The 15,133-nt window shown below is 40.5% G+C and carries 15 protein-coding genes and 1 pseudogene; 9 read left to right on the plus strand and 7 right to left on the minus strand.

All coding sequences use genetic code 11. The features are described 5' to 3' along the window. Window positions 1-134: 134 nt before the first annotated feature. Window positions 135-785, plus strand: coding sequence for an HU family DNA-binding protein (locus DW862_RS23700; protein ID WP_004309082.1), 651 nt, complete (start codon window positions 135-137; stop codon window positions 783-785). Between the two features lie 213 nt (window positions 786-998). Here the strand turns inward: DW862_RS23700 and DW862_RS23705 are convergent, their stop codons facing one another. The 3 genes from DW862_RS23705 to DW862_RS23715 form a co-directional block, all read right to left on the minus strand. Next, entirely contained in the window at window positions 999-2,078 is a 1,080-nt protein-coding gene (locus tag DW862_RS23705; RefSeq protein WP_004309081.1) for a linear amide C-N hydrolase, read from the minus strand. 168 nt (window positions 2,079-2,246) lie between these two features. Then, window positions 2,247-3,959 carry a GAF domain-containing sensor histidine kinase gene (locus DW862_RS23710; protein WP_004323539.1) on the minus strand — a complete coding sequence of 571 codons (1,713 nt, stop codon included), beginning with the start codon at window positions 3,957-3,959 and terminating at the stop codon, window positions 2,247-2,249. A gap of 299 nt (window positions 3,960-4,258) precedes the next feature. After that, entirely contained in the window at window positions 4,259-4,579 is a 321-nt protein-coding gene (locus tag DW862_RS23715) for a multidrug efflux SMR transporter (protein WP_004323540.1), read from the minus strand. A 153-nt stretch (window positions 4,580-4,732) separates the two neighbouring features. Here DW862_RS23715 and DW862_RS23720 point away from each other — a divergent pair, with 153 nt between their 5' ends. The 5 genes from DW862_RS23720 (at window position 4,733) to DW862_RS23740 (ending at window position 9,618) form a co-directional block, all read left to right on the plus strand. Beyond that, complete coding sequence (locus DW862_RS23720; RefSeq protein ID WP_004323541.1) at window positions 4,733-5,305, plus strand: Crp/Fnr family transcriptional regulator; 573 nt, start codon at window positions 4,733-4,735, stop codon at window positions 5,303-5,305. Window positions 5,306-5,379: 74 nt separating this feature from the next. Continuing rightward, window positions 5,380-5,745 (plus strand): MmcQ/YjbR family DNA-binding protein, encoded by a 366-nt coding sequence (locus DW862_RS23725; RefSeq protein WP_004306433.1) that lies wholly within the window; start codon window positions 5,380-5,382, stop codon window positions 5,743-5,745. A gap of 260 nt (window positions 5,746-6,005) precedes the next feature. Next, window positions 6,006-8,138, plus strand: coding sequence for a cation:proton antiporter (locus DW862_RS23730; protein ID WP_004323542.1), 2,133 nt, complete (start codon window positions 6,006-6,008; stop codon window positions 8,136-8,138). Between the two features lie 103 nt (window positions 8,139-8,241). Continuing rightward, complete coding sequence (locus DW862_RS23735; protein WP_004299152.1) at window positions 8,242-8,718, plus strand: DinB family protein; 477 nt, start codon at window positions 8,242-8,244, stop codon at window positions 8,716-8,718. A 54-nt stretch (window positions 8,719-8,772) separates the two neighbouring features. After that, complete coding sequence (locus tag DW862_RS23740; RefSeq protein WP_120070841.1) at window positions 8,773-9,618, plus strand: 23S rRNA (adenine(2030)-N(6))-methyltransferase RlmJ; 846 nt, start codon at window positions 8,773-8,775, stop codon at window positions 9,616-9,618. 73 nt (window positions 9,619-9,691) lie between these two features. On the opposite strand, the gene DW862_RS23745 is transcribed toward DW862_RS23740, so the two are convergent. Further along, window positions 9,692-10,312 carry a hypothetical protein gene (locus DW862_RS23745; protein ID WP_120070844.1) on the minus strand — a complete coding sequence of 207 codons (621 nt, stop codon included), beginning with the start codon at window positions 10,310-10,312 and terminating at the stop codon, window positions 9,692-9,694. A 198-nt stretch (window positions 10,313-10,510) separates the two neighbouring features. Here DW862_RS23745 and DW862_RS23750 point away from each other — a divergent pair, with 198 nt between their 5' ends. Genes DW862_RS23750 through DW862_RS23760 form a run of 3 tightly spaced genes read left to right on the plus strand, consistent with a single transcriptional unit; the run spans window position 10,511 to window position 12,556 of the window. Next, window positions 10,511-10,927 carry a DUF3788 domain-containing protein gene (locus DW862_RS23750; RefSeq protein WP_120070847.1) on the plus strand — a complete coding sequence of 139 codons (417 nt, stop codon included), beginning with the start codon at window positions 10,511-10,513 and terminating at the stop codon, window positions 10,925-10,927. Continuing rightward, window positions 10,924-12,054, plus strand: coding sequence for a GyrI-like domain-containing protein (locus DW862_RS23755; RefSeq protein ID WP_120070849.1), 1,131 nt, complete (start codon window positions 10,924-10,926; stop codon window positions 12,052-12,054). The genes DW862_RS23750 and DW862_RS23755 overlap by 4 nt, the downstream gene beginning before the upstream one ends. A gap of 31 nt (window positions 12,055-12,085) precedes the next feature. Next, entirely contained in the window at window positions 12,086-12,556 is a 471-nt protein-coding gene (locus DW862_RS23760; RefSeq protein ID WP_120070852.1) for a GyrI-like domain-containing protein, read from the plus strand. Window positions 12,557-12,686: 130 nt separating this feature from the next. Here the strand turns inward: DW862_RS23760 and DW862_RS23765 are convergent, their stop codons facing one another. From DW862_RS23765 to DW862_RS23775, 3 genes and pseudogenes are all read right to left on the minus strand, one after another. Beyond that, complete coding sequence (locus tag DW862_RS23765; RefSeq protein ID WP_120070855.1) at window positions 12,687-14,060, minus strand: MATE family efflux transporter; 1,374 nt, start codon at window positions 14,058-14,060, stop codon at window positions 12,687-12,689. Between the two features lie 78 nt (window positions 14,061-14,138). Then, window positions 14,139-14,267, minus strand: a pseudogene (locus DW862_RS23770) (GNAT family N-acetyltransferase); the annotation flags it as partial. 11 nt (window positions 14,268-14,278) lie between these two features. Beyond that, window positions 14,279-14,905, minus strand: coding sequence for a CatB-related O-acetyltransferase (locus DW862_RS23775; protein ID WP_120070859.1), 627 nt, complete (start codon window positions 14,903-14,905; stop codon window positions 14,279-14,281). Between the last annotated feature and the right edge of the window lie 228 nt (window positions 14,906-15,133).

The following is a 15,133-nucleotide window of genomic DNA, read 5'->3' on the forward strand; positions in this document are numbered from 1 at the left end:
CGTAAACAGCCTTGTTCACATGGGTGAGCCCTTGCAAAGCATTAGAGCTTAACAAAAGAAACATTAAGCATTAATGTATTACTATCTAAGAGAATACATAACAAGAACAGTTCATTTAAAACAAATATAGAGCTATGGCAATATTATTCGATTGGTATGAAGACCCGAAGCCTTCAAACAAACAGCAGGGAGAAAACGGAAACACCCTGCATCCGCGCATCAAATACAACGGTTCCACAGGGACCGACGTACTGCGCCGACGTATTCAAGAACGTTGTTCACTGACAGAAACAGACGTCACAGCCGTACTTGATGCGCTTTCGCACATCATGGGACAGGAATTGGCGGAAGGACGCCAAGTTCATCTGGACGGCATCGGTTATTTCCATCCCTGCCTGACAACCACGGAACCTGTAACGGTAGACACAAAACGGAAAGTGACCAAAGTGAAGCTAAAGGCCATTCAGTTTCGTGCCGACCAGACATTGAAAAACGAGTTCGGTGTGCTTAAAGTGAAAAGCCTCAAAGGAGGACTGGATTTCACCCAACTGACAAACGAAGAAATTGACCTGCAACTGACTCAGTACTTCCGTACTCATCCATTTATGCGAAGACATGACTTCCAATATCTTTGCGGAATGGCAAGAAGTACAGCCATGCGACATATCCGACGTCTGCGCGACGAGGGTAAATTGAAAAATATGGGTGGAGCCATGCAGCCGATTTATGTGCCGGGAAGTGGATATTATGGTAAGAATAAAGAAGTTAGTGTGAAAACGGAATAAGATTGGTCAACTCAAATCAGGACGAGACAGAGTGAGAGTAAAAAGTTACCCTCACCTACTCTCACCTTTACCCTCACACCTGTAACCCCGATGAATAAATGGATTGAGCACAAAGGGTGAGGGTGTGAGGGTAAAACGTCACCAACATTTATTTGAAAACATTCTTAATGCGAGCAACTATTATACAAGAGCACCTCCATACCGTTCCGTATTTTACCGAGGAATCTTAACCATTTCAACCGGCTGCTCCTGTATCTTATCCAACGGATGTGATTGATATTTTACCTTTGAGAAATCAATAGCCTTCAAATCGATGCAACGTATCGAATTGTTATAGGCCGTTTTATAATAAACCTTCCGGTTCGTGAGGTCGATAGCCGAGGTCCATTGCGTAGCACTGGGAATATCCGGAATATCACCCTGCGAATGTTCTATACCAATAGGAATATCAAAATTATTAAGCAAGTGGAAACATTGCTGCACGGTATCAAAGCCTGTAGCTCGTTGCGGAGCTGTCCCCCTATAAAAAGCAGCACGTACAAACCGCGAAGGAGGCGTGGCATCACCCGGAATACCGAGAAAACCGGAGTTGCCACCAGTAGGTTGCAATGTAATACCACTCAATTTTTGCATGGAAGCGTCACCCGGATGAAGATTGACGTAGTTGTTCAAATTAGTGAGTTGCCATTCAAAACCGGGGGCATTCGTCAACACTCCTACTGTATTCTCATAAAAATGCGGTACGCCACCTACAATTTCCAATACAACCTGACGCCCCGACGGTTCACCGATACGCCAATGTACTACCGCTGTCTTTTCCAGTCCTACAACACGTACAGAAGAAAGGGCTGCCTTCACCTCGTCAATAGTGGAAAACTGCGACAACAGCCACTCCGTCACTTGAAGGTCTGCCAGTGTCCGCTGGTTCTGTGCAGCATCATACGTTTCATATCCCCCATAATGAGGAAAGAAAAATAGTCCAGCCGAAAGTCCTGCCTCATTGATTCCTTCGGCAATAAACTCTTTTTGTACAACAGCCAGACCGACCACTCCATATTTTGCCGTAAACGTTAGTCCATTGACACCCGTAGGAGTGAATGACGTGAGCTGTTGACCACGTGGAATAATCACATACTCGCTTTGCAACACACCGCGCGCCCATTCAATCGTACGGGCCTGCACATAACTGCCGTCACGGGATGTCAGCGAGATTCCCGTACAAGCTACAGCCTGAAAAGTGCTGCCACATACGGCAGCAATCCCTAGCAATAAGTTCTTTGTCATCTTCATCATTATTTATATATTTATTTGCTAAAAACTCAATACTGTATAAAGACAACAAAATATGGGTTATTTTAGTTTGCAGACACCTCTCTCAAGAAAACTATTGTTTTTTGTTCGTCCCGTACTTTGCGGAACAATATACGTAGTTTGCTTCAATATGCAATCTCTTTTTTTTGGTTAAGCACCGGGAACATACGGATGAGTGAACCAGAAGCACGACCCTTCCCCCTCACGGGATTCGACTCCAATCTTTCCGCCCATCCTATTGACCAGGCTTTGACAGATGGATAATCCCAATCCGGCACCTTGTACAAATGAGTCTAATTTTACAAAACGATTAAATATTTCATGTTTTTGTTCATCGGGAATCCCTTTGCCCGTATCCGTTACACAAAAACGCACCTGACTCTCATCTTCCAATGAATAGGAAAGTGTGATTGAGCCTTTAGTCGTAAACTTCAAGGCATTAGTCAGAAAATTAGAGAGTACTTGCATGATTCGGTTTTTATCAGCATCAATCACAATCTGCGGTGAATTTTCATCAAACCGCAGTTCGACCGCAGTGTCACGTTTTTTGTGTGAGAAGGTAGCAATCACTTCCCGGCAAAGTTGTGGTACATCCACCCGTCCCATAACAAGATCTATCATACCGGCTTCGATTTTGGAGATGTCCAGAATGTCGGAAATAAGGTTGAGCAACAGCTCATTGTTCTCCTGCACTAAAGACATATATACATGACGCAGCTCCGCCTCATCGGTTTCGGCAAGCAGACTGGAAAAACCGACGATGGCATTCAAAGGAGTACGTATTTCATGGCTCATATTGGCAAGGAATGCTGATTTGAGCCTGTCCGATTCTTCCGCTTTTTCTTTAGCTTGAATCAGCTCTAGTTCCACCTGTTTGCGGGTGGTGATATCGGTAGCCAGTTCCATGATTGCCCAACGTCCGTCGAGCCATTTTATTGCCATGCTCTGGATGGTATACCAACGTTTGGTGACCGGATTGTAGTCTTCCCAAAAATGAACGCCTGTAAACTTACGGTTGGCATCGAGCAACTTCGGCTTCGGGCAGTGTTTACACCCATTTTCCAGACCTGCATTCAACATTCTCCAACATTCCGCATTTTCCGGAACTTCTCCTGCTTCTTCCCTGAAAGGCTTATTGGCAAAAATCACTTTCAACGTATCGTAATCACTCACAAAAATATTGGCATTGATATTGTCCAATACCTTTTGCATGGTTCGCTGCGACTGTTGCAGCGATGTTTCAACTTGCCAGCGTTTAGTAGCAGTAGATACAATTTGCGATATCTGGCTCATCAGTTCCACATCTTTTTCATCCCATTGTTTGTTCCAGCAAAAGTTGAACGAAAGAAAGCCGAAATGTACTCCCAATTGTGACAGGGGAAAAACAGCAATGGCTTTTACGCCTTGCACTTCGAGCATTTGAGTAATAAAGGGATCAAGCGAATAAATATCGGACGTACAAATGATATGGTTTTCTTCCAGCATGTCGAACCAGGGTTTTCCCGCTTCAATGGTCATACTCCGCAAGTAATCGATAGCGGGTTCTATACCGTCGTTGCACCATTCGTTGGTGCAGCCATACGTAACTCCGTCGAGGTGGTTTTCCCATGTCGCCAAACGGTCGACACCAGTATAACGGCCAATTTCGGCCAGTGCCATATTCATAGCAGTAGGTATATCCGGTTCCAATTGCAAAATTTGCAGTACCTTGATAAATAATGCCTGCCGTCGGTTGGTTGCTTCGAGATTCTCCTGAATAGCGATCAAGTCTTTAGATTTCTCTTCAACCATCTGTTCGAGGCTGGTACGGTACTGTTCCAGTTCCATACCGCCCCCTTGAGGTTCAGAATCAGTGGATTTCATGTTTAATAGATAACAGTAAATAGAATTTTAGTTTAGTTTCGAATCCGGACGAGATGCGTCCCACATTCTGCAAATATATACATTTATTTTAGAAACCAAACTTTTTCCCATCAAAACGACTTCTTATAAATGCCTAATAATCGCAGAATTACGAAAGCATATATTACATAATCGACCTCGTCAATTCCAAACTTCCTCAATATTATACCGGATGGAATCTTTTCAACAATATATGACTTACACTGAAAAAGTCCTTATTACACTTTTCCATCTATTAAAACTAAATCCTATTCGTCTGATTATATCAGTTTCAACCCTACGATTGAAATAATCAGAGTCGTCATAAAAAACAAACGACCCAAAGTTGCCGGTTCATGAAAGAACAGGATACCGTTCAATACGGTTCCCACCGCTCCTATCCCCGTCCAAACAGGATATGCAGTGCCAATAGGCAATGTTTGCGCAGCCTTTGCCAGCAGGAACATGCTTAAGATTACAGAGATTACAAATCCCGCTCCCCACAAATAAAAATCGGTGCCTGTCGCTCCTTTAATCTTGCCTAGGCAAAAGGTAAAACCAACCTCAAACAGTCCGGCAATAATCAATATAATCCAATTCATATCCTTCTATTTTAATATTAGATTGCAAAATTAACAAGATGCCCGGAGCTTTCACTTTACATTTGATAAGAAACGCCGGTGTAAGAGTATCATCAATTCTTCTTTTCCTAATATAACTTTTTGTATTTTTGCAGAATAATGATTCAATGCGATATGGATATACACGAGATTATAAACAGGATATATCGGATGCCGGAGGCTTCAGCGGATAAGGTGGTCAAACATCTGTCAAAAGTCACATATCCCAAAGGTTATCATATATTGGAGGCTGGCAAGACTGAAACGAATATCTTTTTCATCGAGAAAGGGATTGCCAGAGCTTATATTCCCGTAGACGGAAAAGAGGTAACGTTCTGGATTGGGAAAGAAGGGTCAACCATTGTCTCATTGAAAAGCTATGTAAATAATCAACAGGGGTATGAGTCAATGGAACTGATGGAAAACTCGGTGTTGTATCTATTAAAGCGCAAAGACTTACACGAATTATTCAAGGAAGATATCCATATTGCCAACTGGGGGCGCAAGTTTGCCGAATCAGAGTTCCTGCAAACAGAGGAAAGACTTATTTCTCTCTTATTCACCACCGCGTCCGAACGGTATATGAAGCTGATACAAAATAATCCGGAGCTATTACAGAGAACACCATTGGAATGTCTTGCTTCTTATCTGGGAATAACTCCGGTAAGTTTAAGCCGGATAAGGGCGAAATTGAAACGGGTACTTTGAGATAGAAACATATTTTTCAAAAGCGAACAGAAAGTGATATATTTGTGTTTTGAATGAATCAAAAGAGAGAAGTCATGAATATCGAAGATTATAGAGAATATTGCCTGTCAGTCAAAGGAGCAACAGAATGTATGCCGTTTGATGAACATACTTTGGTTTTCAAGGTTATGGATAAAATGTTCACTTTTGCTACATTACGTCCTAAAAACGGAAGATTCTGGGCGGATATGAAATGTAATCCTGATAAATCAGAAGAGCTCATAGAACAATACGAAGACATTTTTTGGGGACCTTTTTCGGATAAGAAACATTGGATAACCGTTTACTTGGAAGGAGATGTTCCCGATAAACTCATAAAGGAGTTGATTAGCCACTCGGTAGAAGAAGTTATAAAGAAGTTACCCAAGAAAAAACAAGAGGAATACAAGAACATGATTTAGGATTCGAAAAATAGACATATCCGGCACTACTATTATTGCTAAAAGTAGAGCCGGATAAAATCACTATACACCCCAAAACGCACACACGGATAAAATCATCGTATATTTAAAAACGTATGTCCCAGGAACACTTGCATTCTTCATTCCGGCAATCATGAATCTGGAGAAAAAATAAATGGACGAATTTTATTAACTAATGCTTTTTTAGAAGCATTTTTTTAGGTTATTTTGCGGAACAAATATCACGAACTCGTCAAATTATGGATTGGATTGGCCTTGATTTAACATTCCCTATCACCGACCCTACATGGATATTTCTCCTTGTACTCTTGATTATATTGTTTGCTCCGATATTATTGAATAAACTGCGCATCCCTCATATTATCGGGATGATCTTGGCAGGACTGGCTATTGGCGAACATGGATTTAATATCCTGGTACGAGACAGCAGCTTTCAGTTATTCGGGAAAGTCGGACTCTATTACATCATGTTCCTGGCTGGTCTGGAAATGAATATGGGAGATTTCAAAGAGACGCGAAACAAAGCATTAGTGCTCGGTTTACTGGCTTTTATCGTTCCCATCGGGATTGGATTCGTGGCCAATGTATCTTATCTGAAATATGGTGTAATCACCTCTATATTATTAGCCAGCATGTATGCCTCCCATACGCTCGTGGCCTACCCCATCGTCACCCGCTTCGGCATATCACGCCATCGTAGCGTAAGTATTGCCGTAGGAGGAACGGCCGTAACAGATACACTCACGCTGCTGGTACTGGCTGTTATAGGCGGACTGTTCAAAGGAGAAACCGGAGGATTGTTTTGGATTTGGCTGGTGGTAAAAGTAATCTTTCTAGGGGCACTGATCATTTATTTCTTTCCGCGCATCGGTCGTTGGTTCTTTCACCGGTACAATGACAACGTGATGCAATTTATTTTCGTACTTGCGATGGTCTTTCTAGGAGCAGGGTTGATGGAGCTTGTTGGTATGGAAGGTATCTTGGGAGCTTTCCTCGCAGGATTGGTACTTAACCGGCTCATCCCCCACGTCTCTCCATTGATGGATCATTTAGAGTTCGTTGGTAATGCACTTTTTATTCCTTATTTCCTTATCGGAGTGGGAATGTTAATCAACTTACGTGTTATTTTCGGAGAGGGGGATGCCTTAAAAGTTGCCGCCGTGATGATAACCATGGCGCTGACAGGCAAATGGATTGCTTGCTGGCTCACTCAAAAGATATATAAGATGTCTGTTCTTGAACGAAATCTGATGTATGGTTTGAGTAATGCACAGGCGGCAGCCACATTGGCGGCTGTGTTAGTTGGATACAACATTATTCTGCCCACCGGCGAACGGTTATTGAATGATGATGTACTAAACGGAACAGTCTTGCTTATCCTGGTCACTTGCGTAGTGAGTTCACTGATTACCGAACGGGCAGCCAGAAAAATGGCGATGGATGATTCACAACCTGAAAATGAATCGTCGAAAGAAACAGAGAAGATTTTAATATCCATAGCCAACCCGGACACTATCGAGGACATGGTGAATCTTTCTCTAGTCATACGTGACCCCAAATTGAAAGATAATCTCCTGGCATTAAATGTCATCAACGACGATAACAACTCTGATAATCTACGAATTCGAAGCAAACATTATCTCGAAAAAGCTGAAATGACAGCAACGGAAGCAAATGTACCACTCAAAAAGGTCACCCGGTATGATTTGAATATAGCTTCCGGTATTATCCATTCAGTCAAGGAGAATGAGATTACGAGTATTATCACCGGCCTGCACCGCAAGAAAAACATCACAGATTCATACTTTGGAATACTTGCCGAACACTTATTGAACGGATTAAACTGTGAAATAATTATCTCTAAATTTCTGATACCGGTCCATACAATCAAACGGATTGTCGTTGCCGTCCCTCCTAAAGCCGAATATGAATCCGGTTTTCCGCATTGGATGGAGCACTTCTGTCGCATGGGGAGCACTCTTGGATGCCGCGTACACTTCTTTGCCAATGAAAAGACTACCATCCGCCTACAAGCGTGGATAAAGAAAAGGCATAAACAGACGCTTACCGATTTCTCTCTCTTAGAAGACTGGAATGACCTGCTGGTATTGACAGGACAGGTAAGTTACGATCATTTATTGGTTATTATCAGTGCACGACCAGGAACTCTTTCGTATGACAGTTCTTTTGAGAAGTTACCGAGACAGCTCGGGAAATATTTCTCCAACAATAGCTTTATCGTGCTGTATCCCAATCAGTCGGGAGAGCCATTGGATACGTCTTTCTTCTCTAAGCTATATACTGATACCGAAACCCGACATTACGAAAAGGTCGGTAAATGGTTTTACAGGTGGTTTAAGAAAGAGGGATAAAATTAGAATTGAAAAGTTCCGTTTAATTTATAAATATCGACACATTTATCTATATTTGTACCATTAGCAATTTTGCTATAAACACCTAAAGGAAAAGAATGGTATGTCAAACGTCGATTTTTCCAAAATAACAGAAGGAATCTATCATGTGATAGAAACTGAAGAGAAAATACTAACCGGGCTACAAAATGATACGATCACGTTGAAACGTAATAAACAAAATCGTACCATCAAACAGATTCTCGGACATTTGATTGATTCGGCATCAAACAATCACCAACGCATGGTCAGATTGCAATACAGTAAAGATTTGCTTTTCTTTCCCGATTACCGTCAGGATAATGATCTGTGGATAGCATTACAAGATTACCAAAATGAAGATTGGAATAACCTGATTCAACTATGGAAGTTTTTTAACCTGCATATCATTCAGGTTATAAAATCTGTAGACCAGACAAAACTGGATAGCTACTGGTGTGATTTTGAAGGAACAAAGGTTACGCTACAAGACATGATAGAAGGTTATCTAAGTCATTTACACCTGCATATTCATGAAATCCATGAATTAATGAATGCCTAAAAAGGATAGCGGTTGCAGTTCTTTTATGTTCTATAAATATTAAGATGTACCCACATGGCAACTTACACTCATTTCGCAAAACAACCCGATGTACTGAAACATCTGATACTCTGTGAAGTTCTTAGAAATGAAGCCCCACAAGTATATGTAGAAACCAATTCCGCATGTGCCATCTACTTCATGACGCAAACTCCGGAGCAGCAATATGGTATCTATCATTTCCTGGAGAAAGCAGATGATGACAAATCTCTAAAAGCTTCCATTTATTACCAACTGGAAAGCACAGAAATGGCAAAAGGAAATTATCTGGGTTCTCCTGCCCTGGCAATGAATGTATTAGGAAAGCAAGCAAAAAGGTTCGTATTCTTCGATTTAGAAAAGAGTGCGCTGGAGAATGTAGACATTTATGCCAAACAAATCGGATTAAGTACATCCGTAGAAATACATCATACCGACTCCCTGAAAGGCACAATAGAACTGTTGCCTTCACTTCCCGCATCCTCTTTCATCCATATCGATCCTTACGAAATAGACAAGAAAGGAGATTCAGGAGTAACCTATCTCGATGTCCTGATACAAGCTACTCAATTAGGAATGAAGTGTTTATTATGGTATGGATTCATGACCGGAGATGATAAAGCATCTTTGGACGACTATATTGTATCCAGTCTGGAAAAGGCAGGTATCAAGGATTACATAGGTGTAGAGCTTACAATGAATTCAATAAGAAAAGACAGTATATTATGTAATCCGGGCATTTTGGGAAGTGGTATTTTGGCTACAAATTTATCACAAATCTCCAAAGATACCATTCTTGATTACAGTAACAAACTGGTTGATATATACAAAGATGCTAAATACAAAGATTATGATGGAAGTTTATATATTCAGCATCTTTGATATCCACTTATTAATTTAATTACCTAGAACATTACTCTACAAACAGAGCGTCAGAAAGCCGGAGCTTTTAAAATCAGTTTCCGGCCTTTTGGCTATAAATTAACTTATTTCTTTGGCTGATTGTCCACAAGCCATCTATTAGCCGTACATTTTTCGTATCGTCATCTTCCACGTTCCATGCATAACCTCCTGAAGGCAGGCCACGTCTGTCCAATATTTCATTGGGCTGATTATTGGAAAAGAAAAGTTCCAGTTGCGTAGAGTCGGGACTAAACACGATGAAGACAGAAGCATTGCTACCGTCCACCGCTTCTGTGCGGATTCCTTTCTCAAACAAGCGGATACAGTCTTTTTGCACTTCACACCATACATATCCGGCAGAACCGATACAGCCATGTTCATCCCGATCACCTCCCACAATCGGAGATTGCGGATACTGAACTAATTTAGAAGCCGGCATTCCCGGTGTATATTTTCCGGTATAGAACACTTCCAGCGTATCATTCAGAAGCAAACCGTTGACTTCATCTTTATTTGCATCCATCGTACTGAACGAAAGGGTATCATTCTTATCAGTAACAATCGTTACCGTATTCATGGTTGCATCACTAACGATTCCTTTTGAGCTTGCCACTTTTGACGAGCAACCTGCCATGAGGCAGAGCGTACCTACTGCTAATAATATTGTTTTCATTTTCTTTAATTGGGGCTTTGTTTTAAAATTAATGCAAAGATAAAGGTTATACAGCCAATATTTCGCTTTTACAAAATAAATTAATTTCCGGGCAGATTGTTCACCAGCTACACACAAAATGCCTATATTGGACAACGATCTATTAGAAAATCAGCCTACCTTTGTGATATGGATAATCAAAAGTAAATACAGAATACCATGAAAGAAACTTTGCAGATTCCCACTCCCGAAACACTGGAAGCCTTGATAGGTAAGGAACTTTATGATATATGGACTTCACTTTGCCAGCTTATCGAGCAAAAGTACAATATGGAACAACTATGGAACCATGGAGGAAAAAAATGGATATACGAATATAAATATCGCAAAGGCGGAAAAACGCTATGTGCCCTATACGCCAAAGAACAAACGATTGGCTTCATGGTCATTTTAGGTAAAGATGAGCGTGCCAAATTTGAATCTCTGCGAGAGGTCTTTTCCAATGAAACTCAAAAGGTATACGATGAGACGACTACTTTCCACGATGGAAAGTGGCTCATGTTCGAATTGAAGGACACTTGTTTATTTAATGATATAGAGCGACTTCTATCCATCAAACGAAAACCCAACCGATGATTGAATCAGATATAAATAAAAGGTATTGTCAAAGTTGCGGGATGCCTCTCCGTTTTGATGTAGAGAAATATCTGGGTACTAACTCCGACGGTTCCCGAAGTGACGAATATTGTTACTACTGTCTGAAAGACGGAAAATATATCGTCGACATTCCGATGTCGGAAATGATTAATATCTGGATAAAATACACTGATAAGTACAATGAATATGCAGATACCGCTTATTCGCCGGAGGAACTTAGGCGAATACTCAACGAACGGTTACCCAAACTGAACCGATGGAAACAAAAGTTGGAAACCAGTAATATTCATCACCAAAAGATTCAGGATATAGTCGTTTACATCAACAATCATTTATTCGATAGTTTAGATGCAGATATACTTAGTACGATAAGCGGACTTTCCAAATATCACTTCAGAAGAGTGTTTCAAACCGTTGCCGGAGAAAATATTGGAAGCTACATACAACGTTTGCGCCTCGAACATATAGCACATCTGTTAGTATCCACCGACTTTACATTAAATCAGATTTCGGAGCAAACAAACTATCAAACTAAATTCAGTCTGGCAAAAGCCTTCAAAAAACATTTTGGAGTGTCAACCTCTCAATATAGGGAGAAGTATAAGCCGATGTATGACGAACAGCATGTGGTTATCACTCCTGAAATCCGGTCGATTCTGCCGATGAAAGTATTTTGTATCGAGGTGGGTGAAAAGTATAAGGATGAACTCCGATACAAGTTAATATGGGATAGGCTCACCAACTATGCGAGGCAGCACAATGAAGAAAAGTCGAATGATAAGTTTGTCAGCCTTAGTATGGACGATCCGTCCATCACCCCAATGGATAAATGTCGCTTCTATCTCGGGATAATAATCGATAACAAAGAAAATGATTCCCAGCCGGGAGTGATGGAAGTTCCCGGTGGTCGTTATGCTGTATTCAGGCATATCGGCGACTACTCTTTATTGCATAAATTCTACCGGACTATTTATGAAGAGTGGTTCCCGGAAAGTAAATATCGCCCTCAAAGCACCTTTAGCTTTGAAATGTATATGAACCGCCCTGCCTCCACCCTTAGAACAGAACTAATTACCGACATCTATATTCCGGTCATCAAGAAATAATTAATTATCAACCCTCTAAAAACAATGTATTATGGGAAAAATTTCAGAAATCATGCTATTGAAGCAACCGAAACAATCCGCTTTGGCTGTTGAAGTACAAACAGAAATGAACGGAATGCCGGAAGCTATCGGGAAGAATTTTGTAAAAATAGACTCTTTATTTAAGGAACAGGGTGAAGTCACTACCGATATCCCCTACGTTGAATATCCCAACTTTGAAAGTCTGACGGAACACAATATCAAAATGATTATTGGTCTAAAGTCATCCAAAGAATTACAGGGTGAAGGGGATATACGATCTATAATGATACCGGAAAGAAAAATAGTTTCCTGTCTGCATAGAGGAACTTACAGCGAACTGGCTGTCCTGTACAACGAGATGATGGAATGGATAAAAACCAACAGTTACAAACCTTCGGGAACATCCATTGAATATTATTACAGCAATCCTAACGTACCCGAAGAAGAACAGGTGACAAGAATAGAAATGCCACTATTATGAATGTTTTCTTCATCTAGTTATTTCTTTCTTCCTATCAATAACCATCGAAAACACAGCCTTACGCTCAATCTCCGGGAAAGGAAGAAGCAGACTTAAAAAAAATAGCCAATGCTTTGTACATTGGCTGTTTCTAATCTGTACGCAAAATATTCCCCTGTATTTTCCCCAGAATCTTGGGGAACTGCCAAAAGAACAACAAAGTACAGCAAATTGCCGCAGTGGCATCAGATATAGCTTCAGCTGCATATACACCGGTTACTCCCATATAATGCGGTAATATCAATGCTAATGGAATCAGTAGAATCGCTTTACGCAACAAAGCAATAAAAATAGATATTTTTGCTTGTCCCAAGGCTACAAACATATTCTGACAGGCTCGCTGTAATCCAAAGATAGTCATACCGCCCAAGAAAACAGGCATTGTCCAGCGGACTGTTTCTATCAATTTTTCATCACTAGTAAAAGCAGATGCTACAATCGTAGGAAACAAGATCATAAGTAGCATTAATAACAGGTTAAATGAAAACATGGTTATCATCACAATACGAAAACAGTCTTTCACACGTTGTTTATCACCATGACCATAATTATAACTGATAATCGGAACAAATCCCAGCGCAAAACCGGTTAACGGAACACTTGCAAACTGCATCGCACTTTGCAAGATAGTTAATGCGCTGACATAAATATCTCCAAAATTTTTCAGACTACTATTCAATACAAAACCAACCAGGCTCTCCGTACTTGCCATTATAAATGGAGATATTCCCAAAGCTAACATGGCGAATACAATCTTCCGGCTCAACCGCATATTACGCTTTTCCAAAGGTAAGGAAGCACGACGGGAAAAGAGAAAACTCAATACCCACGCCGCACTACATGCTTGAGACAATACGGTAGCCAAAGCAGCTCCTTTCACTCCCATATCAAACCAGAAAATGAAAATAGGATCAAGAATAATATTCAATAAGGCACCGATCAAAACGGAGTACATGGCAATAGCCGGCCGTCCCTGTGCATTAATAAAGCTATTCAGTCCTGTAGATATTTCAACGAAAACAGTTCCTAATAAATAGATGGAAAGATAATCAACCGCATATTCCAACGTATTTTCCGAAGCACCCGTAAAAAGCAAAATCGGTTCCATAAAGGTATATGCGATGAACGAAGTGAACAAGGTGAATAGTATTAATAAGACAAAACCATTCCCCAAAATTTTTCCGGCACGCAGACGGTCGCCTTGTCCCAGTGCCATGGCTGCCAATGGCGCGCCCCCTCCTCCTACAATCGCCGAGAAAGAAGAAATCAGTATAACAAGAGAAGTCGTCACTCCTACCCCAGCCAACGCATCAGTACCAATACCCGGAATATGTCCGATATAAATACGGTCGACCATGCTATACAGCAAATTGACGAATTGGGCTATTACTGCGGGAAGCGCCATTTTAAAAACGAGCGGCAACATACGCTCTGTACCTAGCCGTGCTTCATACTTATTTATCATTCCAAACTTCTTTTTCTAAAATCAGCTGCAAAGTTATAAGAAAAACAGGCTCCCGATTTAAAACCGTTGGATAAAATAAATAGAATAGATACCTTTTATCCACCCGGGATAACTAATCGTACCTGCCAGATAATCATTCAGTTCATCATACAGCTTTTCCAATTCATTTATATCAGCAGAAGTTCCGGGTTCTATTATAAATTTCATATATGCATTGTTTATCTTTTCATCAATTCTTCTATCTTTCCACCTATAATATAAGGTATACATTCGGAGATCTTTTCGACGCTCCAATCCCACCATTGCAATTCTTGCAATCGGGCAATCGTTTGCTCATCAAAACGTTTCCGAATCTCCCTGGCTGGCGTTCCGCCTACTATTGTATAAGGAGGAACATCCTTAGTAACCACTGCCCGCGACGCAATGACTGCTCCATTCCCGATATGTACTCCTGCCATAATAACAGCTTCATATCCAATCCATACATCATTACCTATTACTATATCCCCTTTATTATCCCAGGCAGAAGTTACATCTCTCTTATCTAAATTCCATTCCTCAAAAAAGATAGGAAACGTATAATTGGATAAAGAATTCAATGTGTGGTTTGCACTATTGAAAAGAAACTTAGCTCCACAGGCTATGGAGCAGAATTTTCCTATTATCAAACGGTCTTTATTAATCGGATAATGATATAAGACATTGTTCTTCTCAAAAAGAACCGGATCATTTACAAAGTCATTGTATATTGTATAATCACCTACGATAATAGCAGGATTCTTAATCACCGTATTCAGGTAAATAGTCTGAAAATCATTAGAACGAGGATATATGTTCGAATTCATTGTAATGGCTTCTTTTATATAGTTTATTGAATAGAATAAAAAAATAACTTGTGACTTACGTTAAATCACAAACAGTTGTAGCAGCAGAACTCTCTATTGTTACAATCCATATGGGCGAAGCTATTTACAAAGTTGCCATTTCATTGTGTCAGCAAAACAGGATTTATATTACATAGCAAAGGTATATAAAAAAACAGATTTTTTACGCCCGGTAAATAAGAAAGTCAA

It is taken from the genome of Bacteroides sp. AM37-9, from assembly GCF_003603455.1.
Classification (GTDB): domain Bacteria; phylum Bacteroidota; class Bacteroidia; order Bacteroidales; family Bacteroidaceae; genus Bacteroides; species Bacteroides xylanisolvens.